This is a genomic window from Magnetospirillum fulvum MGU-K5, from assembly GCF_000442515.1.
GTDB classification, from domain to species: domain Bacteria; phylum Pseudomonadota; class Alphaproteobacteria; order Rhodospirillales; family Magnetospirillaceae; genus Phaeospirillum; species Phaeospirillum fulvum_B.
The window spans coordinates 67333-92793 of the sequence record NZ_AQPH01000007.1 but is presented as its reverse complement, the minus strand read 5'-3'; the positions used below and the strand labels follow the sequence as shown (position 1 = coordinate 92793).

32 protein-coding genes, 1 tRNA gene, 1 pseudogene and 1 riboswitch are annotated in these 25461 nt (G+C 61.9%); of the genes and pseudogenes, 12 read left to right on the top strand and 22 right to left on the bottom strand.

Going from position 1 to position 25461, the window contains the following annotated elements; translation table 11 throughout:
* The first annotated feature begins 74 nt into the window (after window positions 1–74).
* On the top strand, window positions 75–1091 hold the full coding sequence (locus K678_RS03555; protein WP_021131090.1) for a zinc-binding alcohol dehydrogenase family protein: 1017 nt from the start codon (window positions 75–77) through the stop codon (window positions 1089–1091).
* Here K678_RS03555 and ruvX read toward each other — a convergent pair.
* From ruvX to K678_RS03535, 5 genes are all read right to left on the bottom strand, one after another.
* Complete coding sequence (gene ruvX, locus K678_RS03550) at window positions 1078–1560, bottom strand: Holliday junction resolvase RuvX (RefSeq protein ID WP_021131089.1); 483 nt, start codon at window positions 1558–1560, stop codon at window positions 1078–1080. The genes K678_RS03555 and ruvX overlap by 14 nt on opposite strands.
* Before the next feature lie 7 nt (window positions 1561–1567).
* Entirely contained in the window at window positions 1568–1708 is a 141-nt protein-coding gene (locus tag K678_RS19375; RefSeq protein WP_231376195.1) for a hypothetical protein, read from the bottom strand.
* Window positions 1684–2616 carry an HpcH/HpaI aldolase/citrate lyase family protein gene (locus K678_RS03545; protein WP_231376194.1) on the bottom strand — a complete coding sequence of 311 codons (933 nt, stop codon included), beginning with the start codon at window positions 2614–2616 and terminating at the stop codon, window positions 1684–1686. The genes K678_RS19375 and K678_RS03545 overlap by 25 nt, the downstream gene beginning before the upstream one ends.
* Window positions 2617–2801: 185 nt before the next feature.
* Window positions 2802–3041, bottom strand: a complete 240-nt coding sequence (locus K678_RS03540; RefSeq protein ID WP_021131088.1) for a hypothetical protein — start codon at window positions 3039–3041, stop codon at window positions 2802–2804.
* A 96-nt stretch (window positions 3042–3137) separates the two neighbouring features.
* Window positions 3138–3893, bottom strand: a complete 756-nt coding sequence (locus K678_RS03535; protein ID WP_021131087.1) for an acyl-[acyl-carrier-protein] thioesterase — start codon at window positions 3891–3893, stop codon at window positions 3138–3140.
* Window positions 3894–4562: 669 nt separating this feature from the next.
* Here K678_RS03535 and K678_RS18505 point away from each other — a divergent pair.
* From K678_RS18505 to K678_RS03515, 4 genes are all read left to right on the top strand, one after another.
* Window positions 4563–4853 carry a helix-turn-helix domain-containing protein gene (locus K678_RS18505; RefSeq protein WP_155804433.1) on the top strand — a complete coding sequence of 97 codons (291 nt, stop codon included), beginning with the start codon at window positions 4563–4565 and terminating at the stop codon, window positions 4851–4853.
* A 22-nt stretch (window positions 4854–4875) separates the two neighbouring features.
* Window positions 4876–6261: a hypothetical protein gene (locus K678_RS03530; protein ID WP_021131086.1), complete on the top strand. Its 1386-nt coding sequence runs from the start codon at window positions 4876–4878 to the stop codon at window positions 6259–6261.
* 328 nt (window positions 6262–6589) lie between these two features.
* Entirely contained in the window at window positions 6590–6913 is a 324-nt protein-coding gene (locus tag K678_RS03525) for a hypothetical protein (protein ID WP_021131085.1), read from the top strand.
* A gap of 257 nt (window positions 6914–7170) precedes the next feature.
* Window positions 7171–9624 (top strand): DotA/TraY family protein, encoded by a 2454-nt coding sequence (locus K678_RS03515; protein ID WP_021131084.1) that lies wholly within the window; start codon window positions 7171–7173, stop codon window positions 9622–9624.
* A 485-nt stretch (window positions 9625–10109) separates the two neighbouring features.
* Here K678_RS03515 and K678_RS03505 read toward each other — a convergent pair whose 3' ends face one another.
* The 8 genes and pseudogenes from K678_RS03505 to K678_RS03475 form a co-directional block, all read right to left on the bottom strand.
* Entirely contained in the window at window positions 10110–10448 is a 339-nt protein-coding gene (locus tag K678_RS03505) for a hypothetical protein (RefSeq protein ID WP_021131082.1), read from the bottom strand.
* A 22-nt stretch (window positions 10449–10470) separates the two neighbouring features.
* Window positions 10471–10800, bottom strand: coding sequence for a type II toxin-antitoxin system PemK/MazF family toxin (locus K678_RS03500; RefSeq protein ID WP_021131081.1), 330 nt, complete (start codon window positions 10798–10800; stop codon window positions 10471–10473).
* Window positions 10787–10963: a hypothetical protein gene (locus K678_RS19910; RefSeq protein WP_414532621.1), complete on the bottom strand. Its 177-nt coding sequence runs from the start codon at window positions 10961–10963 to the stop codon at window positions 10787–10789. The genes K678_RS03500 and K678_RS19910 overlap by 14 nt, the downstream gene beginning before the upstream one ends.
* Before the next feature lie 149 nt (window positions 10964–11112).
* The gene (locus K678_RS03495; protein ID WP_021131080.1) at window positions 11113–11523 is read right to left on the bottom strand and encodes a DUF2513 domain-containing protein; all 411 of its coding nucleotides are present in this window, start codon (window positions 11521–11523) and stop codon (window positions 11113–11115) included.
* A 7-nt stretch (window positions 11524–11530) separates the two neighbouring features.
* Window positions 11531–11716 (bottom strand): hypothetical protein, encoded by a 186-nt coding sequence (locus K678_RS03490; protein WP_021131079.1) that lies wholly within the window; start codon window positions 11714–11716, stop codon window positions 11531–11533.
* Between the two features lie 14 nt (window positions 11717–11730).
* Entirely contained in the window at window positions 11731–12015 is a 285-nt protein-coding gene (locus tag K678_RS03485; RefSeq protein WP_021131078.1) for an addiction module antidote protein, read from the bottom strand.
* Window position 12016: 1 nt separating this feature from the next.
* A pseudogene (locus K678_RS19820) lies at window positions 12017–12154 on the bottom strand (type II toxin-antitoxin system RelE/ParE family toxin); the annotation flags it as partial.
* Window positions 12155–12459: 305 nt separating this feature from the next.
* Window positions 12460–12786, bottom strand: coding sequence for a hypothetical protein (locus K678_RS03475; RefSeq protein WP_021131076.1), 327 nt, complete (start codon window positions 12784–12786; stop codon window positions 12460–12462).
* Window positions 12787–13141: 355 nt separating this feature from the next.
* Here K678_RS03475 and K678_RS03470 point away from each other — a divergent pair, with 355 nt between their 5' ends.
* The 3 genes from K678_RS03470 to K678_RS03460 all read left to right on the top strand — a co-directional run bounded on the left by K678_RS03470 (window position 13142) and on the right by K678_RS03460 (window position 15136).
* Window positions 13142–13369 carry an AbrB/MazE/SpoVT family DNA-binding domain-containing protein gene (locus K678_RS03470; protein WP_021131075.1) on the top strand — a complete coding sequence of 76 codons (228 nt, stop codon included), beginning with the start codon at window positions 13142–13144 and terminating at the stop codon, window positions 13367–13369.
* Complete coding sequence (locus K678_RS03465; protein WP_039851945.1) at window positions 13366–13758, top strand: type II toxin-antitoxin system death-on-curing family toxin; 393 nt, start codon at window positions 13366–13368, stop codon at window positions 13756–13758. Before K678_RS03470 ends, K678_RS03465 begins: the two co-directional genes overlap by 4 nt.
* Before the next feature lie 139 nt (window positions 13759–13897).
* Window positions 13898–15136 carry a hypothetical protein gene (locus K678_RS03460; protein WP_021131073.1) on the top strand — a complete coding sequence of 413 codons (1239 nt, stop codon included), beginning with the start codon at window positions 13898–13900 and terminating at the stop codon, window positions 15134–15136.
* On the opposite strand, the gene K678_RS18495 is transcribed toward K678_RS03460, so the two are convergent.
* The 3 genes from K678_RS18495 to K678_RS03450 form a co-directional block, all read right to left on the bottom strand.
* On the bottom strand, window positions 15101–15577 hold the full coding sequence (locus tag K678_RS18495; RefSeq protein WP_155804431.1) for a hypothetical protein: 477 nt from the start codon (window positions 15575–15577) through the stop codon (window positions 15101–15103). The two genes, K678_RS03460 and K678_RS18495, sit on opposite strands and share 36 nt — an antisense overlap.
* A 3-nt stretch (window positions 15578–15580) precedes the next feature.
* Window positions 15581–16579 (bottom strand): site-specific integrase, encoded by a 999-nt coding sequence (locus K678_RS03455; RefSeq protein ID WP_021131072.1) that lies wholly within the window; start codon window positions 16577–16579, stop codon window positions 15581–15583.
* Window positions 16580–16703: 124 nt separating this feature from the next.
* Window positions 16704–16780: transfer RNA gene (locus tag K678_RS03450), tRNA-Pro, on the bottom strand.
* A gap of 135 nt (window positions 16781–16915) precedes the next feature.
* On the opposite strand from K678_RS03450, the gene K678_RS03445 reads away from it, so the two are divergent.
* Genes K678_RS03445 through K678_RS03435 form a run of 3 tightly spaced genes read left to right on the top strand, consistent with a single transcriptional unit; the run spans window position 16916 to window position 20279 of the window.
* The gene (locus K678_RS03445) at window positions 16916–18733 is read left to right on the top strand and encodes an ABC-F family ATP-binding cassette domain-containing protein (protein ID WP_039851944.1); all 1818 of its coding nucleotides are present in this window, start codon (window positions 16916–16918) and stop codon (window positions 18731–18733) included.
* Window positions 18730–19611, top strand: coding sequence for a DMT family transporter (locus K678_RS03440; RefSeq protein WP_021131070.1), 882 nt, complete (start codon window positions 18730–18732; stop codon window positions 19609–19611). Before K678_RS03445 ends, K678_RS03440 begins: the two co-directional genes overlap by 4 nt.
* Window positions 19608–20279 carry an N-acetylmuramoyl-L-alanine amidase gene (locus K678_RS03435; protein ID WP_021131069.1) on the top strand — a complete coding sequence of 224 codons (672 nt, stop codon included), beginning with the start codon at window positions 19608–19610 and terminating at the stop codon, window positions 20277–20279. Before K678_RS03440 ends, K678_RS03435 begins: the two co-directional genes overlap by 4 nt.
* A gap of 190 nt (window positions 20280–20469) precedes the next feature.
* Here the strand turns inward: K678_RS03435 and K678_RS03430 are convergent, their stop codons facing one another.
* A complete protein-coding gene (locus tag K678_RS03430; RefSeq protein ID WP_021131068.1) occupies window positions 20470–20697 on the bottom strand; it encodes a sulfurtransferase TusA family protein in 228 nt (75 codons plus the stop codon).
* A 155-nt stretch (window positions 20698–20852) separates the two neighbouring features.
* Here K678_RS03430 and K678_RS03425 point away from each other — a divergent pair, with 155 nt between their 5' ends.
* The gene (locus tag K678_RS03425) at window positions 20853–21257 is read left to right on the top strand and encodes a CBS domain-containing protein (protein ID WP_021131067.1); all 405 of its coding nucleotides are present in this window, start codon (window positions 20853–20855) and stop codon (window positions 21255–21257) included.
* 67 nt (window positions 21258–21324) lie between these two features.
* On the opposite strand, the gene K678_RS03420 is transcribed toward K678_RS03425, so the two are convergent.
* The 5 genes from K678_RS03420 to cbpA all read right to left on the bottom strand — a co-directional run bounded on the left by K678_RS03420 (window position 21325) and on the right by cbpA (window position 25075).
* Window positions 21325–21606 carry a hypothetical protein gene (locus K678_RS03420; RefSeq protein ID WP_231376193.1) on the bottom strand — a complete coding sequence of 94 codons (282 nt, stop codon included), beginning with the start codon at window positions 21604–21606 and terminating at the stop codon, window positions 21325–21327.
* Window positions 21607–21672: 66 nt separating this feature from the next.
* Window positions 21673–22419 carry an RlmE family RNA methyltransferase gene (locus tag K678_RS03415; RefSeq protein WP_021131065.1) on the bottom strand — a complete coding sequence of 249 codons (747 nt, stop codon included), beginning with the start codon at window positions 22417–22419 and terminating at the stop codon, window positions 21673–21675.
* Window positions 22419–23402, bottom strand: a complete 984-nt coding sequence (locus tag K678_RS03410; RefSeq protein ID WP_021131064.1) for a Ppx/GppA phosphatase family protein — start codon at window positions 23400–23402, stop codon at window positions 22419–22421. The genes K678_RS03415 and K678_RS03410 overlap by 1 nt, the downstream gene beginning before the upstream one ends.
* A gap of 159 nt (window positions 23403–23561) precedes the next feature.
* Entirely contained in the window at window positions 23562–24959 is a 1398-nt protein-coding gene (gene cbpB, locus K678_RS03405; protein ID WP_021131063.1) for a peptide-modifying radical SAM enzyme CbpB, read from the bottom strand.
* Entirely contained in the window at window positions 24956–25075 is a 120-nt protein-coding gene (gene cbpA / locus K678_RS18095; RefSeq protein WP_021131062.1) for a modified peptide precursor CbpA, read from the bottom strand. Before cbpA ends, cbpB begins: the two co-directional genes overlap by 4 nt.
* A 109-nt stretch (window positions 25076–25184) precedes the next feature.
* A riboswitch (cobalamin riboswitch) is annotated at window positions 25185–25319 on the bottom strand.
* Window positions 25320–25461 lie beyond the last annotated feature (142 nt).

Sequence of the window (25461 nt, the reverse complement as noted above, 5' to 3'; positions counted from 1 at the left end):
AATAGGACCTCTTGTCGCCGACGGGCAAAGGCGGTCACACTCAAGCCTGCCTGTATCAGAGCGGAGACGACGCGATGAAAGCCGTGGCCTATACCCGTTCCCTGCCGATTAGCGATCCCGCCAGTCTGGTCGATGTCGATTTGCCCGATCCTCCGGCTCCGACCGGGCGCGATCTGCTGGTCCGGGTCGAGGCGGTTTCGGTCAATCCGGTCGATACCAAGATTCGCCACCGCGTCGATCCCGCGGGCCAGCCCAAGGTGCTGGGGTGGGATGCGGTCGGGACTGTGATTGCCGCTGGTGCCGAGGCCCGGCTGTTCGCCCCTGGCGATGCGGTCTATTACGCCGGAGCGATCGACCGCCCCGGCAGTAATGCCGAATTGCAGTTGGTTGACGAGCGGATCGTCGGTCACAAACCCGCCAGCCTGAGTGTCGAAGCGGCGGCGGCGCTGCCGCTGACGGCGATCACCGCCTATGAATTGATGTTCGAGCGGATCGGGATTCAGCCGGGAGCGAGCGGGACCTTGCTGGTCGTCGGCGCGGCGGGCGGCGTCGGCTCGATCGCGGTGCAATTGGCGCGGGCCTTGACCGGGCTGACCGTGATCGGCACCGCCTCGCGCCCGGAAACCCGCGATTGGGTGCTGTCGCTGGGGGCGCACCACGTTATCGACCATTCCGGCGATCTGGCGGCGCAGGCCAAGGCGATTGCTCCGGCCGGGATCGATTATGTGTTGAGCCTGACCGCGACGACCCAGCATTTCGACGCCCTGGTCGAGGCGATGGCGCCCCAGGCGCGGCTGGGTCTGATCGACGATCCCGACCAACCGCTCGACATCACCAAGCTGAAGCGGAAAAGTATCTCGCTGCATTGGGAGTTCATGTACACCCGCTCGCTGTTCGGCACCCCCGACATCGAGGCGCAGCACCGCATCCTGACCGAGGTGGCGGCGCTGGTCGATGCCGGACGGCTGCGCAGCACCCTGACCGAAGTGGTGGGGCCGATCGACGCCGCCCATCTGCGCCGGGCCCACGAAATTCTGGAAAGCGGCCGGGCGCTGGGGAAGCTGGTGCTGTCGGGGTTTAGCCCAGGGTGACGAAGCCCGGAGCGGCGAGACGGTCGAGCAGGCCCTGAAGGATATAAGCGGCGGCCATCTTATCGACGACTTCGGCCCGCCGCTTACGCGACGAATCCGCTTCGAGCAGGGTGCGGGTGACGGCGGCGGTTGACAGCCGCTCGTCCCAGAAGGCGATCGGCAGGTCTTGCCGCTTCAGCAGGTTGGAGGCGAAGGCGCGGGTGGACTGACACCGCGCCCCCTCGGCTCCGTCCATCTCGACCGGCAGCCCCAGCACCAGCCCGCCGACATCGTGACGGGCAATCACCGCCAGCAGCGCATCGGCATCGGCGGTGAATTTGGTCCGGCGCAGGGTGTCGAACGGGGTGGCGACGGTGCGGCTGATGTCCGACAGCGCCAGCCCGATCGTCTTGGTGCCGAGATCGAGACCGAGCAGACGCTGATCGCGGCCGAGTTGGGCCAGCAGGTCCTGGGGGGCGACGATGCTCATCGGCGGCTCACAGCCCGTAGGCTTCGGCCATCGCCGGGTCGCGGGCGGCGACGGCGCGGGCGAGGTCGGCGATCACCTTGGCCTGTTTCCAGGTGGCGTCGTCCTGCATCTTGCCGTCGATCATCACCGCGCCGGTGCCGTCGGGCATCGCGGCGAGGATTTTAAGGGCGAAGCGGACTTCGGCCGGATCGGGGCTGAACACCGCCTTGGCGATCTCGATCTGCTTGGGGTGAAGGCTCCAGCCGCCGACACAGCCGAGCAGGAAGGCGTTGCGGAACTGCGCCTCGCAGGCGGCATCGTCGGAAAAGTCGCCGAACGGGCCATAGAACGCCTTGATCCCCGCCGATTGGCAGGCATCGACCATCTTGGCGACGGTGTAATGCCAGGGGTCCTGCTGGAACAGGGTGCGGTGGGAGCGGTCGGGGCGGCATCTTCCAGCACGCCATAGAAGGGATGGCCGCCGCCGACCCGGGTGGTCTTCATCCCACGCGAGGCGGCCAGATCGGCTGGCCCCAGGCTCATGCCATGCATCCGCGGGCTGGCCTGGGCGATCGCGGCGACATTATCGACCCCCAGCGCGGTTTCCAGGATCGCGTGGATCAGGATCGGGCGGCGCACCTGATGCTTCGCTTCCAACTGGGCCAGCAACTGGTCGAGATAATGGATGTCCCACGGTCCTTCGACCTTGGGCAGCATCACCACGTCAACCTTGTCGCCCGCCGCCGCGACGATCTCGGTGAGGTCGTCAAGGAACCAGGGGGAGTTCAGGCAATTGACCCGCGTCCACAGCCCGGTGGCGGGATTGTCCCAGGCCCGCGCCACCTCGATGAACCCGGCCCGCGCCGCGTCCTTGGCTTCGGCCGGGATTGCGTCTTCGAGATTGCCGAGCAGCACATCGACCTGACGGCCGATCTCGGCGGCCTTGGCCCGCATCTTCTCGATGTGGGGCGGGAAGAAATGGATCATCCGCTCCAGCCGCACCGGCAGGTCGCGATACGGCATCGGGGCACCGATGGCCAGCGGCTCGAAGAACTTGCGCGGGGGCTTGCTGCTCATGACGGGCATCCTGCGATCAGGGGGGAAGCTCCGTCAGATGTACCCTTGGGGGGAAGGACTGACAAGTCCCTCCCGCTGCGGGCGAGGGGGTGCCTGCGTCGGGCGGAGGGGGCAGGCGGAAACGCCATCACCGCACCCTCTCCATCCGGGAGAGGGTGGGCGAAGATCAGACGAGGGACCGACGGCTACGCCGAGACGTCGAGGGCTTGACCGACGCTGCCCTTGCCGGGTGGCGTGGCAGCCAGGGGTTGGGGCTGCTGCGCCTGGGCCTGCTGGGCTTGCTGAAGCTGCTGGGCCGGGCTTTGGCTCAACACCTGGGCCGTGGTCTCCTGCTGTTTGGCCGCAGCATAAGGACCAGTAAGCTGGGTCTGAGCGCGGGGGAGAAAGACGGCGGTGTTCTTGCTGCCGATGGCTGAGATGTCCATGGCCGTGTGCCTTTCTGGCGAGGTATTTCAACCTTCACTATAGCACGCCCTCGCCAGAGGGTCACGATCTGTTTGCGCGCCGCCCTTTGGTGGCGATCAGGCCGCCGGGGTAACCCCGATCCGGGCGGCAAAGAGTGCGGTGCTGTCGCTGTCCCGCTTGCCCTGGAAATGGAGCCGCACCGGCGCGGTGGGGGAGGGCGGCAGGTCTTCGCGCTCCAGCGCCACATTGTCGCCCAGGCGGCTTTCGCCCAGGAAGTTGATCTCGTACTCGCTCATGCGATAGGCGGAATGGTCCTCGAGCGGCAGGCTGTCCAGAATCCACTGGGCATAGCAGACATTGTTGACGTGGCCGTTGACGTCGAGATCGCTGATCCTGGCCGGGATCGTCGCCGTGACAGTGAGGTCGGGCCGCATGGCGATCTTTTCCGGGGTCGTGGCCAAGGTGCCGTCGCCGCGACAGATCGTGTCGCTTTCGGTCAAAGACAGCTTCATCGGCCGCCGCGTCGTCTGGTCCAGCGTCAGCCAGCTCGCGGTGCCTTCGCCCAGCTTGCGGTCGCCGCAGAAGATTTCGTAATCGCGCTGGGCCAGCGGGCCGGTGATCGGACGGACCCAGGTGCGGATGTCGACGATATCGCCCCAGCCCGGCCAATCGGTCATCGCCAGCTTTTGCCGGGTCAGCACCCAGATGGTGTTGCGGCTGAGCATGTCGTCAAAGCCGTGGCCGAGATGGTTGGCGTGGGTCCAGGCGGTGTCTTGCAGGATTTTCAGCAGGCCGACCAGCCCCAGCCGCTTGCGGTGGTTCAAGACGATCGAATTGATGTCATAGCGCTGCGTCCAGATCGTCTGCTTCATCGATTCTCGCTCCCTTGTGCCGCATCGGGCGGCCAGACCAGGGTAAACGCGAAGCGGTGGCGGCTCCAGAGCCTTGGAGCAATAGCAGGCCCGCAAAAGGTAAAGGCCAGTCAACCCGTTGGATTGACTGGCCTTTGTTGGTCGGAGTGAGAGGATTCGAACCTCCGGCCCCTGCCTCCCGAAGACAGCGAGTGATCCGCAGGCAGCATGGAATTGTAATATGTAGCAATGGCTTGGCGCTGTATGCCGCAGCAGAGAACTGCATGGAATTTGTCCCGCAGTGTCCCGCATTTGTCCCGCAGGGCACCGCAACTGGATGCTGCCAATGTCTTGACGACCCCCACCAGATTGCATAGGGTTACGGCTGTGACTGCTACTGTCGACGATTTTCGAACGGGTCGTCGACTAGGTGCGAAACTAGGACACCCGCTTCGAGAACAACCGTGAAGCCAACCGGCGGCCAACCATACAGGCCACAACGCTTTCCGAAAGGTGGGCGCCAACTGACCGGCGGAGTGAGGGTGTAGACGTCATTGACGTCGCCAGGGTGAGGCTACGCAAGGGCCCCATCCATCAAGCGCCGGGTGATCCGGAGCGAGGCTAGTGAGTGCCACTCCAGCTTGCGGATGCCTGCAGCAGAGGCTCCGAGCGCTATCGCTTGGAGCCGCTATGACCACGGCAAATCTCCGTCGCCAGCCTCATCCCGACCTGGGCTTTCTGTCACGACAGCAGCTTGCTGAATTGACCGGCATCTCGGTCAGCTTTTTCGACCATCTTCCGGCGGGCGAACTGCCGTATTTTAAGCGTGGAGGAAGAGCGTTCTATGAACGGGCTGCGGTCGTTGCCTGGATTAAAGGGCACGCACCGCAACAAACTGAGCCACTGCCCGTGGCCAGGAAAAAAGGGCGGCCCTCAAAGCCTGTGATACAAGGCGGCATAGCCGCCGCCAGCGTTCGCTAAGCCCGCCATCTGCTGAGCCCAGATGATGATGACTGCGAGCGCGGCGACGGCCGCACGTGCAGGCACGCCTCAGGGCGTGCCTGCCACCACTTTTCACGAGCACACCGCTAAGGTCAAGGACGACGACCGTGCGGCTGCTTCACCTCATGGCAATCTCACCACGGACCAATCCCCCCACCACCTAATAGGGGGGATCGGGGATACGCTGCATGGAGGGCGAAGCTTGCCCTCTTTGAACCTGCCTGCCAATGGAGTCTGGCAAAACCGGGCATTTCTGCTGGCGTCTGGGTTCGACACGGTGAAAGAAGCCTTCGATATCGAGATTCCAGAATTAATAGAGGAGAGGCTAGAGGGGGCAAAACAGCAGGCAGCTTCTTATTCAGAGGATGGGGAGGGCCGCGAGATGTTCGAACTCGGGGGGCAATCGTTCCAGATGTCCGCCCGTGGCGGACGTGGGGTCAAATACTGGATAGCCAATGATGATATGGCCATCCTGATTCGCCCGCTAAAAATGGCCTTTCCCGTGTCGGTGTGGTACTCGGCCGCGGGCTTGTGGGAACACGACTACGCCCGGCTCCGGGAAAGAGCGTTGAAAGCGGTTTTGGCCCTCGGAGGTCGGCGTGGCGATGATTGGGAGAGGCTGAGCGAGGCGCATTTTGCGTTCGACTTCTTCGCACCCGATTTCACCACTGAGATGAGGCCGGGATTGATTGAACAGGTCATTTGTCACAGCGAGGTGAAAAAATCCGGGGCGTTTGGGCGGGATCGGGATCATGACGAGGTATGGGGAAAGGCGGGCCGACTCGAGACGCTGACAATCGGCAAGCGGGCTCCGCTCGAAATCCAGGTCTACGACAAGGGTCGGGAAATAGAAGAGGCGTCCGGAAAAACATGGATGCTTGACCTCTGGGAAAAATCGGGGCTGTGGATCCGTCAAGCCGATGGCCGGCAAGAACATGTGTGGCGGTTGGAAATTCGAATGCGCTCCGACTGGCTGAAGAACCGTCGCATTTCGACCATGCTCGATTTGCTCATCAACCTGGAAACCCTGCTGTCGGAGGCGTTAACCACTCGGCGCTTGTGCCAGCCCTCGGCGGACAGCAACCGGGCGCGCTGGCCGCTGCATTGGTTTTGGGCTGCCGCCTATTATCACGCCAGCTCGATCACAATGGGAATTCCCTTGGGGAGAAAAACCACTGAAGCAAGAGCCGTGATCAAAGAAAGGCTAGTGAAGGCGCTTGCCGGGACGCTACGTTCCGCGGTGGTGCTGGGGGCCGGAAAGTGGAATCGCGGCGGCGCATTGGCTATTGTTACCCGCCTCATGAAGTTTGCGGAAGATGATCCTCGACATGAAGAAAAAGTGATTTTGGCAAGAGAGAGATACCGCTACGTCGCAGAGGCGCGGTGAAGCAACCTGAGGCACATAACGGTGGCCAATCGCGCGATGGTTCCCGCGGCGCTCCGCGCCTTCAACGAGGAAGTGTCCCACCTTCATAGGGGGCGATTTCGCTCGGCCGTCGATTAATGGAGAACATCCAGCGGGAGGGGGTCCTGCTGCAAAAGATGTGAAAGCGGTACCAAGTATAGAACTTGGCGTGAAAATTACTTATCTCCCATAAATAAGTAATTGTTCCGTGCCATACAAAATATTACAATAATAATGTTGGTGAGCCGACGGTGTTGCGAGCACCGTCGGCCCTGTCACCATCCTGCCTATGCTTAAGGAGAACAGGACAATGACGAGCGAAAACATACAGTATGATTCTATCCACCGCAATGATCCCAACGCCGATGCATGGGACGAGTGGCTTATGCAGCTCGATTTTGCGGGGCCGTTCGCCGAGTTGAAAGAACTCGCGGGGTTACTCGCAGCTTGCCCCAACTATTCGATGGCCGAGGCTCGCCAGCTTCGCGGACTGATCGACGCGCGCCGCGGTCGTCCGAATCGCTGCCGTCATGATCCCGAATACGACGCAGGGTGGACTACCGGCGCGCAGATGATGCGGAAACGCGAGCGCATCCTTGATGCCATTATGTCGAAATCTGACATTCCAAACTGATGGGGGGGTAAAATGGTGACGATTTATAGAGTGATATTCAACGCCACAAAAGAAATATGCTTTTGCATTTTCCAGGCATATTTTTTGATCGTCATCGGAATGCTCGCCCTCTCGTCTGCATGTGGGCTTGCAATCCACGCTTACTTTGGAAGCCGTTCGGTGGTCGAGGCGGCAATCTTATCAGTATTGTTGTCCTCTGTATTTTTGTTGCTGCTGAGAAAGTGGGTCTTAGCTCCGAAAAATAGGAGCGACGGCAAATGATTGGTGCAGCATTCAAATTCGCCTTCCTGCCGCAGTTCCGTCCTGACTGGGGCTATACGCGGCGCCTGTTCGCCCGCCTGATTGCTCTCTTGTTTATCGACGCGGGCATTCTTCCTGCCAACCATCCTGCAGCCAAGAAGGAGTTTGTGAAGTCCGGCGAAGTGGGGGCGCTCGACATATTGAGTGAAGCCGGGCAGCTGGTGCGGTGGCGTGACCCAAAGCAGGCGGCCCCGTATGGGTTGGTGGTGCTTCTGTTGCTGTCGCTGGTAGTCGGCGGATTGATCGGTTTGGCGAAGATCGCCGTCGGTACAGCTTATGCGCAGGAGGCGCTGAGCGGGTTGGCCGCCGGCGGGGATCTATCGCAAAAATGGCTGACTGATGTGTTCGGTATTGCCGCAGGTGGAAATACCGGGGCCAAGGTACAGAGTGCACTTGGAGCAATGCTATTGGTCTACAATGGCGTCGCCCTCAGTATCGGCAGCTTGCTTACTATATGGAATATCAGTGTGTTTGTGCTCGAGTCTGGTCACCACGGCTCGCCGGGTGGCAAGCGGCACTCGATCATGTGGGCACCCATCCGTTTGGTTTTTGCGGTGGGTTTCTTGGTGCCGATCTCAGATGGCTGGAACAGCGGCCAGCTGGCGACCGTTTGGCTGGCTGGCCAAGGTGGGAAGGCCGCTTCGTCGGTCTGGACCGCGTTTACCACTACGATCGCCAGCGGCAAAGGGACGATCGTCACTCCTCGGGTTCCAAAATCAGACAGCGTGCTGGCCAACGCGTTACAGATCGAAACTTGTATGGCGGCATTCAATGCCGTGGCGAACAATACCGGCGACTCGCCATACATCGCAGTCAAGGTTAGTCGGGAGCTCAAATATCCTTTGCTCTCCTCGAATCCTCAGGTGGTGGCGGTCGAACGGTCCTATGACGGAACCAGCAGCTATCCACGGAAAGCCTGCGGGGCCATTCGATTCTCGCCACCAGACAATGTGTCGGAGGCCGGCGCCAAGGAATTGATAACGGCCCATCGGGACGCACTGATGCAGGTGCTGCCCGACGTGCAGGCACTGGCGAAGCAAATCCTTGCCGCAGAGAATCCCAACGCCTCCAAGCGCACGGCTCTTCCTCCGACATCGACGGCTCAAAGTCTGATCGACCGTTACAGCCAAGCTATCGTGGCGCATGTCGCGGCGGCTGTTGCGGCCCAGAACGGCGAGGCACAGAAGCAGATGAGCGACGATACGAAGGCTGCCGGCTGGGCTGCGGCTCCAGCGTGGTTTAACACCATTTCCAGGCTGAACGGCCAGATTCTAGCGGCGGCATCCGCCATCCCACAAACCGTCGGACCGGCGGTACGCGCCGACTGGCCAGAGGAGGTCCGCCGTCCCATTGTGGCGGCGGATGCATACTGGCATGCCGCACTGGTTGATGCCGGCCGTCCGACGTTTGAGAGCACCTCTGCAGGCACACAGGACGGCCTAGTCGACCATGTCTTTGCCATGTTTGGATTCTCCGATCTAGTCGCTGATTTCCAAATGACCACGGCCGACCCGCTTGGTGAGACGGTCGCTTTCGGCCACAAGATCCTGAATTGGTCTTTGGCCTTCATTTTGGGGATGGCGCTGTTGGCCGGGGCTTCAACCGGCCTTGGGTCCGCCGCCGCGATTGGCTCATTGGCGTGTCCGGAGGGGACGGTAGCAGGACTCGGCATCTTCATGATGTTCGGGAAGGCCATTTCGGCAAGCCTCGGCTTCCTGTCGCCCTTCGTTGCCGTTCTTGCCTCTGCCTTGATTTCGTCGGGCGGCTTGCTGGCCGTCGGCCTGCCGTTCCTGCCGCTGGTTCGCTGGATGTTCGGCTGTGTGTCCTGGTTGGTGCTGATCTTTGAGGCCATTGTTGCCATGCCGATCCTGCTGATCGCCCATTTGCGGACCGATGGTGAGGGACTGGCTGGGCCGATGGCACAGAATGGCTACACGATCCTGCTCGGCCTGTTCCTGCGGCCCGTGCTAATGGTGATCGCCCTCGTAATCGGGCTGCAGATCTTCAATGCAGTCGTATCCCTCTTCAACGTCTTGTTTTTGCCGACAATGAAGTCGGTTCAAGGCGGGGCATCGGTCGGGCTGCTGATCGGGACGCTGCATGTCATTCTCTACAGCGTCACCGTCTATGGCATTGCCAACATGAGCTTCAAGACGGTGGACTTGATGCCGAACCAGATACTGCGCTGGGTAGGTGGTGCCGTCATGCATGACATGGATGGTTCTGCCTCGGCCGGTCATGCCCTGGATCGTGCTGGGCAGACTGGCGCAAAAGGGGTCGAAGGTGGCGCCGGGGGACTGCAAAAGTCGTTCGAAGGGTCGTCGTCTGGCGCCGTCGACCCGGGTGCTGGCAGTGGAGGTGGCGGGCGAGGAAAACTGCGGATGGAAGATGTGATCGCTAGATCCGACTAGCTCCGCCCGGTCGCGAACTTTTTCCAGGAGGCGGCTACCACCGCTTCCTGGCCCGGCCCATACTGCAGACCCGCTGACGCACTGTGCCGAAGAAAAGCTGGGACGAATTCAGCCTCGAGCACTGCCAGAAGTTGCTGTTGGCTCGCGGACGGTAGGCGGGAAAAACAATCGCGCAAAGCAAGAATCGCAGCATCGGCGGCCGATCGGCCAGCCCGGGCACCGTTCAGATCCGTCTTAAGTTGATCGATTTGCTGTTGAAGCGGTGGCAAAGCAGGAACCCCAGACAAAGCTCTGGCGAAGGCGTGCCCAAGATTCGCCGCAGAATTTTGGGCTTGCGCCGCCTGCTGACCCATTTGATAGCCAGTCCAGTAACCGCTCATCGGTGCCCCCGCTTGCCAGTGATGTGTCTTCAATGATAGCGCATGCATTGTATTTATCAATCTTTAGTATGCAAGCTGGCCCGTATTTTTCGTATTTCAGGAGGGCTAATTTTCGGAAGCGTCAAAAGCCGCCTCAAGCTCCAGATTCACCTCGGCGGTTTCCTCCCTAATCTCTTGATACCGCTGGCGTACTGTTGCCCACGCAATTTCATGCTGGTCAGCGAATTCGCGAATCAGGTGAGGTCTGACCTCGGAAAAGAAAGTGACGACATGGATCTGCCAGCCGTCCCAGCCATTGTCGGGGCCGACAATGATCGCTGTTGCGAGTGCATCAGCCTCAACCGAGCGCTTCCACGGCGCGTTGACCGTGCCGAGAACGAGTCTGTCAACTGGCGACACATCCATCCTGCTGCCGTCCAACTTCCGAAAGCTAGCTTCCTTCATCCAACTCAACCACCCCGATATGTCAGTCGGCGAGCCCCATGACGAACGCGAGGGCGGTGTCCAACTTAACGATTTCCTCGACGGTCAACCGCCCGATCACTTGGCCAACACGTTCGCGTTTTACCGTCACCGGCTTGTCAGCCATGATTTGCGACCTCTCCCGCAGACCGTTTATTTCCGTGGGCTCGACCGCCACCCGAAAATCTGGCGCATCCGCCAATACTGTCGTTGTCTGACAGATGATAACGGAGGCGTGGCTGTCCGGGAATGCGTTGGTCTGCACAACAACGGCAGGCCGGGGCTTTCCATAGTCACCATTCGCGGCGACCACCACCACGTCACCGCGTTTCATCGAACTCAGACACCCCTTCGATCCAATCCAAAGCCTCACGTTCCGCAACCGGCGTCAGCCTCGCAACCTGCGCTGCAATCCTTTCGCGCGTTATGGCAGCTCTGGCATCGGGGACCACTAGACGGACTTCTCGCAAGCCGCTCTGTCGGCGTCTCGCTCGCATGGATTTCATTCGTTCGGCTGTACTTGTCATTACCTTCTTCCTTGTGTAACGCGTGACAGCGTAACGCGTTACATAGTGCTATGCAAGCTTCCCCTGGTGTCGGTTAGCGGTTGGCCGTGCGGCGAAGATGTTTCCGCTCTCCGCATGCCTCAGAGGGCGATGCCAGTGCGCTCCTCAACCTGTTTTTTAATGAAGCCTTTGGCAAGGGCCTTAAGCAGGTCGAAAGTGAACCCTCCGGCGGACTTGATGCCGTCCTTCGTTTTTGCCCAGACGACAGGATCGCGGATGCTGTCTAAGAAATCATGCCCTTCCCAGGTGATAGCTTCCACTTCCGTAACGCCGCCAAGGTAATCAGTTACTTCAATGAATCCACCTTTCACGAGAAGATCAAGGTGGTACCGGAGCTTCTCGGCTTCTTCGTGAGTTTGCGCTCCCTCTGTCGGCACGCCAATAGCTGCGGCAACATCACTGGAGAGAACATTGAAAGTTCGTTCCCCTCCCTCGATCTTGAGCATCAATTCGCGAATTAAGTCCATGTCTCGAATGAGCGGCGTAGTCATGTTCACCTCAGATCGCGTTGAGGAATTGAGAGATAGCGTCTTTTTGACGATGAAATGACCACCAGCCTGCCGCGTATTCTGGGTCAGCGTCGAGAAACAGCGGTTCGCCGTTGGTGGCGTCTGCAAAGCCCTGGTGGTTGGCTTCGCTGGTCCGCTCATACGTCTGCGGGCCGGGATCGGTCAGAACATCCATGGCTTCCCCTCGTGTCAGGCAGCAGGCCGGGCAGAGATACGAAGGCCAAGGGCCTTCAGAACCTTCAGCAACGTGTCAAGCCTTGGGTTTCCACTATCCCCCAGGGTGCGATAAAGGCTCTCACGAGAAAGGCCTGTTTCACGGGAGATGTCTGCCATTCCCTTTGCGCGGGCAATATCGCCAATGACAGACGCGACAACATGGGGATCGCCGTCCTCCAAGGCCGCATCGAGATAATCCGCTATGGCTTCCGGCGTGGTTAGACGGGTTGCCAGGTCCCAAATTTTCGTTTCTCTCATCTCAATATTCCTTTGCAAGGTTCTTGGCCTTCTTGATGTCACGGGGTTGGCTGTTCTTGTCTCCGCCGCACAGCAAGAGGACATCACCACGCTCCACGAAATACACCCGATAGCCAGGACCATAGTCGATGCGCAATTCCCCGCGTTTCCGAGCGACACGACCACCAGCCTGCCGCGTATTTTGGGTCTGCTTCGGTTGCCCGCATCTTGCCACCGCTGGCGGCAGAAAGATGCAGTCAGAGGTGGAGAGCGGCCTTTATCGGGCAAACTTCACCATAAATGAAAATAGAGGGTCCTCGCCGGACGGCATGTTCTTCGATCTGCTGGCGCAGACCGAAGAACAGAGAAAAGGATGGGCCGGGCTACGCCCTCCTCGCCCGCCGCAAGCGCCTTCCGCCCACGTCGGCAAGCCGACGCGGTTCCCCGCGAAGGCGCTTGCCCCGGTCAGAAGTGCCAGGGCTCCCGATGGTCGCCCAGCAGTTCACGGCTTGAAGCTATCACTTCTCGACGCTTGGCAGCTGCTCTACGACAAGCCATCAGACCCTCCATCTCGGCCCTGAGGCGGGCCTCTTCCGCCCACAAACCTTCCACGCTTACTTTAGGCTGTTCGCCGCGCTGCATCTGCCTGAAGACATCGTTTAGGCTATATCCGACAGAGTTGTGCTGATCGAGAACGATGTTGAATGCCTTTTCAAGGGCGCGGCACCAATCATCCGCGTGATGCCAAGCCAGCATCGCATTTCTGAAAGCGTCCGCCTCGATTATATTCATTGCCCTCGCTCCCTTCCCCATTCGGGTCGATGCTTTGCGCATCGGCCCTTGCCTCCCGGCGAGGGTCGGGGGGTAGCAAAGTCATGGCTCGGGCGAAGGGAGGGGGATCACCCACCCGCGTAGCGGGCGCGGAGCGTGTCGCAAGCGAAGCTGAGACATGGGGATACCCTTCGCCCGACGCAGGGCATAAGCCCGGCGCTAGGCCATTGACGCCGCGAGGGACCAACGGTCCCTTAGCTTACCCGCGCGTCTGCGCGGCATGGGTTGTTACCGGCGGATTTGCCGCGAATGGTGGCGCAAAATACTTGACGTAATAACGTCCGTTAGTACATCACTCTCATGAACGGAGAATGTCATGAACGCAACGACCAAACTCATAAAAATCGGGAACTCGACTGGGGTTGCCATTCCCCGGGAGGTGCTTGAGGCCGCCCATATGGCTCGTGGCGAAGAAGTTACCCTCGCAGTTGTCGAGGGTAAGATCGAAATTGCCAAGCCGGTGGATGGCTACAATGAGGCAGTAGAAATTGGCCGTCGCTTCTCCAAGCGGTATGCCAAGACTATGGCCGCCTTGGCAAAGTGACGGAACTACGGCTTCCCCCAATTCAAGCCATCATCGATCTGCACACCGAATGGATAGCGGAATATGGTGGAGCACTGGGGGTGCGTGATAAAGGAGCGCTTGAAGGCTCTTTGGGTCGCGCTTCACAGCTGGTGTCATACGATCCGGATGCCAGCTTGGCGGTAATCGCGGCGGCGGTGTGCGTCAGTATCTGTCGCAACCATCCGTTCGTTGACGGGAACAAAAGGGCGGCCTTCGGCACTTTGGGTGTCATTCTCGGCCTCAACGGGTATTACCTCGATGTGGCCGAACATGAGGCAACCAAGGTAATGGTTGCTTTAGCTGCCGGTGAAATGCCTGAGGAAGAGTTCCGCACCTGGGTATTGGCAAACGCTATCGATGACGAATGAAAAGAGGGGTTGGGTCCAGGGAGGGGAGGCCGCGCCTCCCCTCCCTGGCACACGCATCTAAGCGGAGCGGTCACCCATAGGGTGATAGGTGCTAGTGTGTTATCCTGAAACCTATTCAGGATAACCTATCGAGACCGCAATGACGTTGTTCGCCGCCGTCCGAGTTGCCCGTATCCAGTCGATCACACAACTTCGGCAGATCGAGTCCCACGGTCTCCGCAAAGACGAGGCCTCGGCCAAGAGAGTCGACCCATCTCGGACCTCGCTGAACCTGTCTGAAAGCCGCTACAGCCCTGAAGACCCGCTGCAATTGGTCCAGGCATTCAAAGCTTTCAAAACTGCGACCGGGGCAAGCGAGGGCGGAAAGAACGCGGCGCTCGGCCTGCATGTGCTCTGTGTCGTCAGTCCGGGCCTGATCACCGAAGCTGGCGATCTGCATAATCCGAACAACCCGGTGAACCGGAGAGCCTTCGAACAATCCCAAGAATGGGCACGCCGGACTTTTGGTCCCGACAGCCTGGTCGCCGCGCGGATGGACATGGATGAAACCGGTGGCGGTGTCGTCGATCTAATCGTATGCCCGACGTCGATCAAGCAAGGTGGGCGAGGCCGCAAGCCGAAACTCACGATCAGCGTCCGAGAGGCGCTGGCCCAGGTGCAGAAGGAACATGGGGCTAAACGGTCCTATTCGGCTCTGCAAGATTCCTGGGCCAATCATGCTCGCGAGCACGTCGATGAGAGGCTTCAGCGGGGTGAGCCGAAGTCCGAAACGGGCCGCGTGCATGTTGTCGCGGACATCTTGCGTGCCGCCGATGCTGAGCGAGTAGCCTCCGCCCAAGCCCGCACAAAGGCAGAGGAAGCATTGAAGGCAACGGAATCCTTCAGAGCAATGGCGGAAGCTGAGGCCCGGACGGCAAGCGAAGCGACGGCGGCGGCACAGCATGAACGAGCGTACCTGCGGGAACGAGCCGAGGGGTTGAAGGTCTGGGAGGATCAGACCGCGCAGGAAATCGACCGCAAAGAGGCTGCATTGACGTTACGGGAGCATGAGGTCCAAAGGGCAGAAGCGGCTCTCGCTGGACGTGCCGTGGAAATCGAACGACAGGAGAGGGTGCTGGCGACGGAGCGAACTCGCCTCGAGAAATTGGCTGCCGCCTACGAGCGTCTGACAAAGCCGTTGTTGTCATTTGCACGTGATGTCAAGCGGTGGGCAGATGATTTCAGGACCCTCTTGCCGGAAAGGGCCCGGGATGCGTTTGATTCGTCGGTCGCAATACTTCAGCGGCTCGATGACGAAACAGCGGAGATCCGTGAGGGCAAAAAGGAGGTCGGACCCGTCGAATCAGCTCCTCGGCCTCAAAGCAGGCGGCTGTGGTAGCTGGTCGCGGTCGATCACTCCACGACACCAAGATGGCCTTCCATTCTCTGACGGCTGCTTCGGCGTAGGCTGGGGCTGGGTCTGGAGGCGCTTGAGAGCATCGTCAAAGACAGCCTCAAGCCTGCCTGCTGCCATCGTGGTTGCGGCTAGGCTCACGGCGCCTTCAAGGATGAGTTCGGTGACGCGAAGTGATGGAAGCCCTTGACCAATCAAATCAGTCTCGATCTCCATCAAGCCGGAAAAAATTTCGTTCTGTTGGTCAAGTTGTTCCCTTGGCTGTGTCGGTCTTTCTAATTTTTTCAGTGCCTCCCGCAGCACCGTCAATTCTGCCAGATCGTGCCCTGTACCGTCTCCAGCCTCGATGGTTTCTCTCAATTCATCAATCCGGGTACCCAGCCAGGGAAAAGCATTGCCGGATTCTCGTTCGGTATCGGTGGCCATCGATCACCCCATCTTCTTTGCGAGGTCGGCCGCTCGCAAATTTGTATATCGTTTGAGCATCTGAAGGTCTTGATGGCCGGTGACTGCGGCCAGTTCCAGAATGCTCCATCCCGCCTCTGCGAGCCGACTGGTTGCCTCGTGTCGCAGATCGTGCAGATGAAGATGGTGCAGGTCGGCACGGTCTCTGGCCCTAGTCCAGGCGTGTTTCAATGAGTCCAGGGACACGGGAAACACCAAGCCGCCTAGAGAGCGCGGCAAAGCCGCCAAAGCCTCTGCTGCTCGAGAGCTAAGGGGCACAGTGCGCCCTCTCCCGTTTTTAGTCTCTGGCAGATGGGCGGTACGCTGCGCCAAGTCAACATGTTGCCATCGCAGCCCAAGCACCTCACTGCGCCTCATGGCGGTTTCCAGGGCCACGATCACGAACGGCTTAATCCAGGGATTGCGTGTGGCGTCCAGGGCGGACAGTAGCTTGGCCTCGTCCTCCCTGGATAGGCGCACATCGCGTTCGTCGGCCACTTTGGGACGGCGGACGTGGGAGACGGGATTCTCGACCAGGCCGGTACGGCGGCGGACGTTCTCCAGCACGGCATGCAACAGGTTCAGTTCCCGGCAGAGGGAACCTGGAGCGATCTCCTCTAGCCGACGATCTCGGTAGTCCTCAATGTGTTCTGTGCGAAGGTTGGATAGGGCGTAGCGACAGAGGTCGGCTTCCTCGCGTTTGAATCGCTCCAAGCGGACTTTCTCGATATCGCCGCCTTTGTGGGTGGGGACGACGTCATTGATGAAGATGTCGATAGCTCGGCCAAACGTCATGCGCTCGGAAGCGCTTCGGTCAACGTAGGTGCCCTTGACCATATCGGCCTCGGTTACGGTGGCCCAATCTTTGGCCTCGCGCTCCGAGCCGCAGGTTTTGGAAACGGGGGGGTAGCCTTGACGGCGAATCTTCGCCTGCCAGCCGGTAAGCTGGCCTTCACGATTGCGCCGAGGGGTAATGGTTGCCATGGGGGGACACTCCGGGACAGTGCCAATCGGCTGAGTGTCCCGCATTTGTCCCGCAAAATCAAACAGCCCGCCATTGCTGGCGGGCCGTTCGATATAAAATCCGCAGTTTCCTGCGGCTCTCGCATGGTCGGAGTGAGAGGATTCGAACCTCCGGCCCCTGCCTCCCGAAGACAGTGCTCTACCAGGCTGAGCTACACTCCGTCGCCTGCGAGGCGCTCCTTATAGCGTCATCATCGTCGGCTGGCAAAGGGTATTTCGCAAAATTTTACGAAGAGTGTGAAGTTCCCCCTCGGGCCGGGTTTGACTTCGCGCCGCTCGGGGTGTTAGCCATCGCTTATGGCACCACCCCCTCTCCTCAGCTTGCGCGACGTGCGCCTGACCTTCGGCGGCAAACCGCTGTTCGAAGGTGTCACCGCCTGGATCGGCCGTGGCGACAAGACCTGTCTGGTCGGTCGCAATGGTTCGGGCAAGTCCACCCTGCTCAAAGTGCTGGCCGGCGAGATTTTGCCGGATTCGGGCGAACGCTTCGTGCAGCCGGGAACCCGGATCGCGGTGTTGCCGCAAGACCCGGTGATCGGCGAGGCGACCGTCGCCGCCTATGTCGCCGCCGGGCTGCCCGCCGACGAGCGCGACCAGATGTTCCGGGTCGAGACCGTGCTGGACGCGCTGCAAATCGGCGGCGATCGCGAATCGGCCACCCTGTCCGGTGGCGAGGCCCGCCGTGCCGCGTTGGCCCGCGCCCTGGTGTCCGAACCCGACGTGCTGCTGCTCGACGAACCGACCAACCATCTCGATCTGCCGACCATTCTCTGGCTGGAGCAATGGCTGGCGGCGTATGGCGGGGCGATGGTGGCGATCAGCCACGACCGCCGCTTTCTGGAAACCATATCGAAGCAGACTCTGTGGCTGGAGCGTGGCGTGGTGCGCCGGGCCGAGGTCGGCTTCGCCCGCTTTACAGACTGGCAGGAAGAGGTGCTGGCCGCCGAGGAAGCCTCGTTGGCGCGGATGGATAACCGTCTGCGCCAGGAATTGCACTGGATGGCGCGCGGCGTCACCGCCCGGCGCAAGCGCAATATGGGCCGTCTGCGCGCGGTTCATGCCTTGCGGGCCGAGCGGAGCGAGCGGAAATCGGCCTTTCTTAATGCCGGGCGTCAGGCCCAACTGGCCGCCGAATCCGGTGAGGTCTCGGGGCGGCTGGTGATCGAGGCCGAAGGGCTGACCAAGCGTTTCGGCGAGCGGGTGATCTGCGAGAATTTCGCCACCCGCATCCTGCGCGGCGACCGGGTCGGGCTGATCGGTCCCAACGGCGCGGGCAAGAGTACCCTGCTGAAAATGCTGACCGGACAATTGGCCCCCGATGCCGGCACGGTGCGGCTGGGGACCAATCTCGAGATCGCCGCCTTCGACCAGCACCGCACCATCCTCGATCCCGAGCGCAGCGTCTGGGACACTCTGACCGATGGACGCGGCGACGAAGTGTGGGTGCGGGGTCAGCCCCGCCACGTCGTCGGCTATATGAAGGACTTCCTGTTCACCGAGGCCCAGGCCCGCACCCCGGTCCGAGCCCTGTCGGGCGGGGAGCGCAACCGGCTGCTGTTGGCCAAGTTGCTGGCCAAGCCCTCGAACCTGTTGATCCTCGACGAGCCGACCAACGATCTCGACATCGACACCCTTGATCTGCTCGAAGAGGTTCTGGCCGAGTATGACGGCACCTTGCTGCTGGTCAGCCACGACCGCGACTTCCTCGACCGGCTGGTGACCAGCGTCATCGCCGTCGAGGGCCAAGGCGACGTCACCGAATATGACGGCGGCTTCACCGATTATCTCCGCCAGCGTCCGCCTCGGCCCGAAGCTCTCGCCAAGGCGGCGAAGGCCGCCGCCGCTCCGGCTCCGGCCAAGCCCGCGCCGACCCGGACCCGGATGTCGTATAACGAGACCCGCGAGTTGGAACGTCTGCCCGGCAAGATCGCCGATCTGGAGATCGAGATCGCCCGTCTTGAGAGTGAAGTGTCCGATCCTGGCCTGTATGCCCGCGATTCCGCCCGCTTTAACGCGGCGGTAGCACGGGCCGAGGCCGCCCGTGCCGAACTGGCCACGGCCGAGGATCGCTGGCTGGAACTGGAAGCCAAACGCGAGGAGGCATCGGCGAAGTGACCGCGCCGCGGATGTCTCCGGCGGATTGGGCGGGTGCCCTCGCGGTGGCGATATTGTGGGGCGGCAATGTCATCGCGGTCAAGGTCGCGGTCGAGACCTTGCCGCCCTTCCTGCTGATGGGGATTCGCTTTTCCATCGTCGCCTTGCTGCTGGCCCCGTTCTTCCGGCCGCGCCGTGCCCAGGTGCCAGGGCTGCTTGCCCTCGCGCTGGTGCTGGGCGTCGGCCATTTCGGTCTGATGTTCCTGGCCATCAGCGGGATGGATGCCGCCACCGCCGCCGTCGCGGTCCAGATGACGATTCCGTTCAGCGCGGTGCTGGCTTGGCTGGTCTATCGCGAGGCGCTGGGCTGGGCGCGCACCCTGGGGGTCGGGCTGGCCTTTGCCGGAATCCTCCTGCTGGCCGGAGAACCCCATGCCAGCGGAGTGTGGCCGCTGGCGGTGATGGCGGTCAGCACCTTGTGCTGGGCCGTATCCAACGTGATGATTAAACGGGTCGGCCTGATTGATCCGCTGACGATCAATGGCTGGGTCGCTCTGTTCGCGGCTCCGGTTCTGTTCGTCTGTTCGGCTTTGTTCGAACAGGGACAAGCCGAGGCAATCGCGGCGACCGGCCTCGTCGGCTGGGCCGGATTGGCCTATACCGTGATCGGTGCCTCGCTGATCGCCTATACCCTGTGGTATTGGCTGGTGCGCCGCCATTCCCTGAACCGGATCGTGCCGTTCACCCTGCTGGGTCCGGCAGTCGGCATTACCGGCGGCGTGCTGCTGCTGGGCGAGCCGCTGACTTGGCAGAAGCTGGTGGGCGGGCTGCTGACCGTCGGCGGCGTCGCGGCGGTGCAGATGTGGTCGGGAAAACGGAAGGGACAGGCGGAACCATGATTTCGCGACCTTCGCCCAATCACGAACCGCGCCGCTCGTCCGTCGTCGATATGCTGGTGCTTCATTATACCGGGATGCCCGACGGAGCCACCGCGCTGGAGCGGCTGTGCGATCCCGCCGCCAAGGTCAGCGCCCATTATGTGATCGAGGAAGACGGCCGCGTCTTCGCCCTGGTTGACGAATCCCGCCGCGCTTGGCACGCCGGGGCCGGGTCATGGCGGGGCGAGACCGATATCAATTCCCGCTCGATCGGGATCGAACTGGTCAATCCCGGCCATGAATTCGGCTATCGCCCGTTTCCTGTCGCCCAGATCGATGCGTTGGTCGATCTGGCGCACGGCATCCTGGCCCGCCATCCGATCCCGCCCCGCAATGTCGTTGCTCATGCCGACATCGCGCCGACCCGCAAGGAAGATCCCGGCGAGTTGTTTCCCTGGCAGAGTCTGGCCGAAATCCACGGGATCGGTCTGTGGCCGTGCGGCGAGCCGGTCGAGCCGCCGCCTGTGCCGGTGATTTTGGCCGGGCTGGCCCATTACGGCTATGACGTCACCGATCCCACCGCTGCCCTGGTCGCGTTCCAACGCCACTTCCGCCCCTGGTCGCTGACCGGCACGGCCGATCCGGAAACCTGCGGACGGCTGCGGGCGCTGTTGCGGGTAATGCGGTAGAGTTTGCCAGATTTTGACCGTATCGCCTTTTGGGGCCGTCACCCCCGGGCTTGACCCGGGGGCCATGTGATTCCGCCGAAACAATATTGGAAGCAATGGATTGGGCGGCGCCACGGGGATGGCCGGGTCAAGCCCGGCCATAACGGGGAGGGTGTTTCCACGTAATCCAGACAAACGCGAAGGCGCGGACTTACCCCGCCCGTTGCAGGCGGAAGGTGAAGGTTTCGCCCTCTTCACGGGATTCGAGCAGGAGGTGGCCGGTCTGGCGGCACAGCGACTCGAAATCGCGAACGGTGCCGGGATCGGTGGCGATGACGGTCAGGGTCGCGCCGGGGGGGAGGGTGTCCAGGGTCTTCTTCGCGCGCAGCACCGGCAGCGGGCAAGAAAGTCCGCGCACGTCGAGCACGGTATCGGTCATCGTCAATTCCCCCTCACGTCGCCTGTGTCATCAGGCACTTTAGTCTACGGGCTTGATGTCCCGAGGACAATACGAAGGACAAGGGGGGATGCTCCGCCCTTGACGCCGGACCTGAACCGGGGTGGGATGACCCTCCTGTCGTGGAAGGAGCCTGTATGACCGTCCGTTCCGTTCTTGACGCGAAAACCAAGGGAACCGGAGAGGTCGTTTCGATCAGACCGGATGCTCTGGTGACCGAGGCCGCTCAGTTGCTGGCGCGCCACCGTATTGGCGCGGTACCGGTGATCGAGGCGGGGCATCTGGTCGGCATTCTGTCCGAGCGGGACATCGTCCGTGCCTTGGCCCACTCGCCCGAGTCGTTGGGCAAGACGCGGGTACGGGCGTTGATGACGCCGGAGGTGTTTGTCGCGCGCGAGACCGATGCTCTCGATGCGGTGCTGGAGCTGATGAGCACCAAGCGTATCCGTCATCTTCCGGTGGTCGATCGGGATGGGGTGGTGATCGGGATCGTCACCTTGGGCGACGTCGCCTGGGCGCGCGAACGCGAACTGGAGAGCTAGGCCGAGGCAGTCGAGTCCGCCGCCTCACGCCCGCACGTGACGGAAAAAAGCGATGAGCCTCGGCTCGTTAAGTGTCGGACGGCAGAGGAATCGGCAGGGAATCGAGACGGCCGAGCAGGCGTGATTTCAGTCGATTGCCTTGCGGCAGTCCCTCGGCGCAGTGCGCGGCTTCCTCGGCGCATTCCTTGCTGTGGGTACAGGTGCGATCGATGGGACAGTAGGCGATGTCGCCGAGGATAACCAAGGCATCGACGACAATGCCGCATTTAAGGCAATTCGATGTTGCCGTAAACTTCTGCTGACAGGACGATGGCAGGTTGAAAATTGGCATACCTGTCATGGTACGCATGGATTCGTCGAATAACAACCCCGCTAAAAGTACGGAAAACGGAGAAAATCCCCCTGCACTATGGGATTATTCCTCGGTTTGTCCGCGGAAGCCCATTGCGACGACATAGGTCTCGGCCGATCCGGCGCGGCTGGCCGATGGCTTGGCGTGACGGACCGTGGCGAAGTTCTTTTTCAGCAGATCCAGCAGGCTCTTTTCCGTTCCGCCCTGAAAGACCTTGGCGACAAAGGTCCCGCCCGGGGTGAGAACCTCCATCGCGAAATGCAGCGCGACTTCGACCAGCGCGATGATGCGGAGGTGGTCGGTCGACGGATGGCCGGTGGTCGGGGCCGCCATGTCCGACAGCACGACATCGGCCGGGCCGCCCAGTGCTTCTTTCAGCCGGTCGGGGGCGTCATCGGCAAGAAAGTCACCCTGAAGTACGGTGGCACCGGCGACCGGGTCCCATTCCAGGATATCCATGCCGACGACGATACCGCCCTTGGGCTGGCCGGCCTTGACCCGCTGCACCGCGACCTGGGTCCAGCCGCCGGGGGCGGCACCGAGATCGACCACCCGCAGGCCGGGGCGAAGCATGTGGAAGCGGTCATCGAGCTGGATGATCTTGAAGGCGGCGCGCGAGCGATAGCCCAGCCGCTTTGCCTCATAGACATAGGGGTCGTTGAGCTGGCGTTGCAGCCACAAGGTCGAAGACAGCTTGCGCCGTTTCGCGGTCTTGACCGTCACGGTCATCTGGCGCGAGCCGCCGCCGGGTCCGGCCCCGGTGCTTTTGCCGCTGCCGCCGCTCTTGCTTTTGCCTTTGGTGCCGGCCATCACGTCCTCTTTCTTTGGCTTCCATGCGCGTCTTCGCGCATCATGCCGAGCAATACGCCTTCGCGAACGCCGCGATCGGCCACCCGCAAACGCCCCAGTGGCCACAGACGGCACACGGCGTCAAGGATGGCGCAGCCCGCAACCACCAGATCGGCCCGTTCCGGCCCGATGCAGGGGTGGGCGGCGCGGTCGTCCGAGCTCATCCCCGCCAGCATCCGCGACACGGCGGCGATATCGGCGAAATTCAGATTCAACCCGTCGATCAGGGCGCGGTCATAGCGTTCGAGCCCGAGATGCAGCGCGCCCAGCGTCGTCACCGTGCCCGAAGTGCCCAGCATCTGCGCCTGCTCGCCCACCATCCGGGCGGCGATGCCGTGTTCGTGCTCGAACGGCGCAAAGGCCTCGGTCAGCCGGGCCACCACCGCTTCGTACCCGGCGAGGGTCGCCATCTCGGCCCCGCTCTGTTCGGCCAGGGTGACCACCCCGGTCGGGACCGAGCGGACGCCCTTGACCGATTGGCCATCGCCATCGGTGCGCACCCAGACCAGTTCGGTCGAACCGCCGCCGATATCGAACACCAGCGACCACGGAACGTGAGGGTCAAGCAGCGACGAGCAGCCCGCCAGGGCCAGTCCGGCTTCTTCCTGGGCCGAAATGATATCGGGGGCAAGGCCGGTGCGTTCGGCGATCCGGGCGGTGAATTCGGCCCCGTTGACGGCGCGGCGGCAGGCCTCGGTGGCGACCAGCCGGGCGCGACCGGCGCGGTTGCGCCGCATCTTGTCGGCGCAGGCTTCCAGCGCATCAAGGGTGCGGGCCATTGCCGCTTCGGACAGGCGGCCGGTGCGGCCCAAACCTTCGCCCAGACGGGTGACGCGGGAGAAGGCGTCGATCACCCTGAAGCCGTGCCCGGTGGGACGGGCGACGAGCATGCGGCAGTTATTGGTGCCGAGATCAAGGGCGGCGTAGACGGCGTCGCTGGGCATGGTGCCTGGGAACTGGTCCGACCGAAAGGGCGGGACGGGAATTAAGGGGCAGCAATTTTAGCCCGGAAGGCGCAGAAAAGGAAAGCCCCGCGCAACCGATCACTCGGATTGCGCGGGTTTTCTCGATATTGCCGCCGTGGTGGCGGCGGATTTACCGGATTAACAGCCGCCGAACCCGAAGGTGGTTTCGGTGCCGTCGTCCCAGCCGTCCCACAGGTAATCGTCCTCGATCCCGTCGGCGATCAGACGGAACGCGTACTTGGCCTGATCGAGATAGGCGTCGCAATAGGCGCCGATCTTGTCCATCCCGCCATTGGCCTCGAACGCTTCGGCCGGGCAGGGCGAACCACAGAAATGGCGCACCGCGCAGACCGCGCATTTAGCGATGTCCTCAACCTTGCGGCTGCTGACCAGCTTGAATTGCGGGGTTTCCAGCACGTCCTCGATCTTGTCGATGAACAGGTTGCCACCGGCGAAATCGGGCAGGCCGATGAATTCGCTGCACGGGAACAGCGTGCCATCGGGAGCCAGGGCGAAGAAGCTGCGTCCGCCGCCGCAGGGCGAGATGTCGCACATCAGCCGCCGCGCCGTCGGCGCCAGGATCGAGATCAGGATGTTGGCGAAGTTCGCCACCACCAGCTTGCGCCCGGTCTCGCGGAACAGCTCGTGGGTGCGGTCGAGCGCGGCCAGGAAGGCCTTGCTCACCACCGCATCCTCGACCCAGGAGTCACGGCCGCCCGGCTGGGTACAGCGGACGAAGTTCAGCATACAGGCCGGGACTTCGCGTTCGTGGAGGAACTCGACCATCGGGACCAGCTGGTCGATATTCTCGCGGTTCATCGTGCAGATGACGTTGAACCCGGCATAGCCCTTCAGCCGGTCGATCGCGGACAGGGTCGAGGCGAACACGCTGTCGCCGTTCCAGCGCTTGCGCGACCGGTCGGCCACCGCCTCGACCGGAGCGTCGAGCGACAGGCCGATGCCGCAGCCATGGCTGGTCAGGAAGGCGATCGCCTCGTCATCCAGCAAGGTGGCGTTGGTCTGCACCCCAAAGCGGAAGCGGTCGCCGTACTGGGCGATCGCCTCGAACATCGCGTCGCGGTTCAGCATCGGCTCGGCGCCGTGGAAAATGATCTGCGGCTTGCGGTCGGGCGGCATGATCGACGAGAAATAAGCGTGCAGGCGCTCCATCGCGTCCAGCAGCGTCTCGCGGTTCATGTGCTCGCCATTCTTGCGCATGTCGCGCGGAATGTAGCAATAGGCGCAATCGAGGTTGCAGCGTTCGGTCGGATTGAAATAGACCGCCGACGGCTTCAGCTTGAAGCGCAGCATCTCCATTTCCTCGGCGAACGAGGCCCGCTTGTCCTGCCATTGCCGCACCAGCGCGCCATCGGCGATGACCTGGGCGGCTTCGTCGGTCCGCACCAGCGACCAGAAGGCGGTGTCGGCGTCGATCAAGGCGGTGTAGTCGGAATGGCCGATGTCGAACCATTCCAGCCCATCGGGAAGACGGCCCCCGACGGGGGCCGCTCCCTTCGCGTCAGCGAGCAAGCTCAACGCTTCACCTGCTTGTCCATCAGCACGTAATGAGACAGGCCGGTGCCTTCGGCATCGCAGCTTTTGCGGCTGGCGATCACCGCCGGACGGGTGGTTTTGGTATCGGTTCTGGTCATGGTCGTTCGGACTCCACGGTTGCCGGGGCGGCGGCGCGGGCACGATTGTGCCTTTGCCGAAACCCTTTTCCATCGGATTCCGCCCCGAGACTCGGATGAGGTCCAACAGGTCTTCTGGCTCTCGGATCGACCACGCGACCACGCCTTCCCGGCGGTTTTCCGCCAGTGGCCGGGCGTTTTCCGCCCCAGTGGTCCGTGTCCCCGATTACAGCGGCGGGACCGCTACGGATTTGCACCGTATTCCGGGATGCTGGACAAAGCCGCTTTACGCCAAGGCGGGGAGCGCCGTCAAGTATCGGCTTTGCCGCCAAGCCGCGCCGGGGCACCTCGGCTCTTGCCCTGGACCGGGGTTCCGGGGCACAGTCCCGCTTTCTTTCACTCACCGA

Bases quoted from the DNA above. Each gene is read 5' to 3' on its own strand.
- K678_RS03555 (WP_021131090.1), top strand. From the start codon at position 75: ATGAAAGCCGTGGCCTATACCCGTTCCCTGCCGATTAGCGATCCCGCC.
- ruvX (WP_021131089.1), bottom strand. From the start codon at position 1,560: ATGAGCATCGTCGCCCCCCAGGACCTGCTGGCCCAACTCGGCCGCGAT.
- K678_RS19375 (WP_231376195.1), bottom strand. From the start codon at position 1,708: ATGCCCGACGGCACCGGCGCGGTGATGATCGACGGCAAGATGCAGGAC.
- K678_RS03545 (WP_231376194.1), bottom strand. From the start codon at position 2,616: ATGAGCAGCAAGCCCCCGCGCAAGTTCTTCGAGCCGCTGGCCATCGGT.
- K678_RS03540 (WP_021131088.1), bottom strand. From the start codon at position 3,041: ATGGACATCTCAGCCATCGGCAGCAAGAACACCGCCGTCTTTCTCCCC.
- K678_RS03535 (WP_021131087.1), bottom strand. From the start codon at position 3,893: ATGAAGCAGACGATCTGGACGCAGCGCTATGACATCAATTCGATCGTC.
- K678_RS18505 (WP_155804433.1), top strand. From the start codon at position 4,563: ATGACCACGGCAAATCTCCGTCGCCAGCCTCATCCCGACCTGGGCTTT.
- K678_RS03530 (WP_021131086.1), top strand. From the start codon at position 4,876: ATGATGATGACTGCGAGCGCGGCGACGGCCGCACGTGCAGGCACGCCT.
- K678_RS03525 (WP_021131085.1), top strand. From the start codon at position 6,590: ATGACGAGCGAAAACATACAGTATGATTCTATCCACCGCAATGATCCC.
- K678_RS03515 (WP_021131084.1), top strand. From the start codon at position 7,171: ATGATTGGTGCAGCATTCAAATTCGCCTTCCTGCCGCAGTTCCGTCCT.
- K678_RS03505 (WP_021131082.1), bottom strand. From the start codon at position 10,448: ATGAAGGAAGCTAGCTTTCGGAAGTTGGACGGCAGCAGGATGGATGTG.
- K678_RS03500 (WP_021131081.1), bottom strand. From the start codon at position 10,800: ATGAAACGCGGTGACGTGGTGGTGGTCGCCGCGAATGGTGACTATGGA.
- K678_RS19910 (WP_414532621.1), bottom strand. From the start codon at position 10,963: ATGCGAGCGAGACGCCGACAGAGCGGCTTGCGAGAAGTCCGTCTAGTG.
- K678_RS03495 (WP_021131080.1), bottom strand. From the start codon at position 11,523: ATGACTACGCCGCTCATTCGAGACATGGACTTAATTCGCGAATTGATG.
- K678_RS03490 (WP_021131079.1), bottom strand. From the start codon at position 11,716: ATGGATGTTCTGACCGATCCCGGCCCGCAGACGTATGAGCGGACCAGC.
- K678_RS03485 (WP_021131078.1), bottom strand. From the start codon at position 12,015: ATGAGAGAAACGAAAATTTGGGACCTGGCAACCCGTCTAACCACGCCG.
- K678_RS03475 (WP_021131076.1), bottom strand. From the start codon at position 12,786: ATGAATATAATCGAGGCGGACGCTTTCAGAAATGCGATGCTGGCTTGG.
- K678_RS03470 (WP_021131075.1), top strand. From the start codon at position 13,142: ATGAACGCAACGACCAAACTCATAAAAATCGGGAACTCGACTGGGGTT.
- K678_RS03460 (WP_021131073.1), top strand. From the start codon at position 13,898: ATGACGTTGTTCGCCGCCGTCCGAGTTGCCCGTATCCAGTCGATCACA.
- K678_RS18495 (WP_155804431.1), bottom strand. From the start codon at position 15,577: ATGGCCACCGATACCGAACGAGAATCCGGCAATGCTTTTCCCTGGCTG.
- K678_RS03455 (WP_021131072.1), bottom strand. From the start codon at position 16,579: ATGGCAACCATTACCCCTCGGCGCAATCGTGAAGGCCAGCTTACCGGC.
- K678_RS03445 (WP_039851944.1), top strand. From the start codon at position 16,916: ATGGCACCACCCCCTCTCCTCAGCTTGCGCGACGTGCGCCTGACCTTC.
- K678_RS03435 (WP_021131069.1), top strand. From the start codon at position 19,608: ATGATTTCGCGACCTTCGCCCAATCACGAACCGCGCCGCTCGTCCGTC.
- K678_RS03430 (WP_021131068.1), bottom strand. From the start codon at position 20,697: ATGACCGATACCGTGCTCGACGTGCGCGGACTTTCTTGCCCGCTGCCG.
- K678_RS03425 (WP_021131067.1), top strand. From the start codon at position 20,853: ATGACCGTCCGTTCCGTTCTTGACGCGAAAACCAAGGGAACCGGAGAG.
- K678_RS03420 (WP_231376193.1), bottom strand. From the start codon at position 21,606: ATGCGTACCATGACAGGTATGCCAATTTTCAACCTGCCATCGTCCTGT.
- K678_RS03415 (WP_021131065.1), bottom strand. From the start codon at position 22,419: ATGGCCGGCACCAAAGGCAAAAGCAAGAGCGGCGGCAGCGGCAAAAGC.
- K678_RS03410 (WP_021131064.1), bottom strand. From the start codon at position 23,402: ATGCCCAGCGACGCCGTCTACGCCGCCCTTGATCTCGGCACCAATAAC.
- cbpA (WP_021131062.1), bottom strand. From the start codon at position 25,075: ATGACCAGAACCGATACCAAAACCACCCGTCCGGCGGTGATCGCCAGC.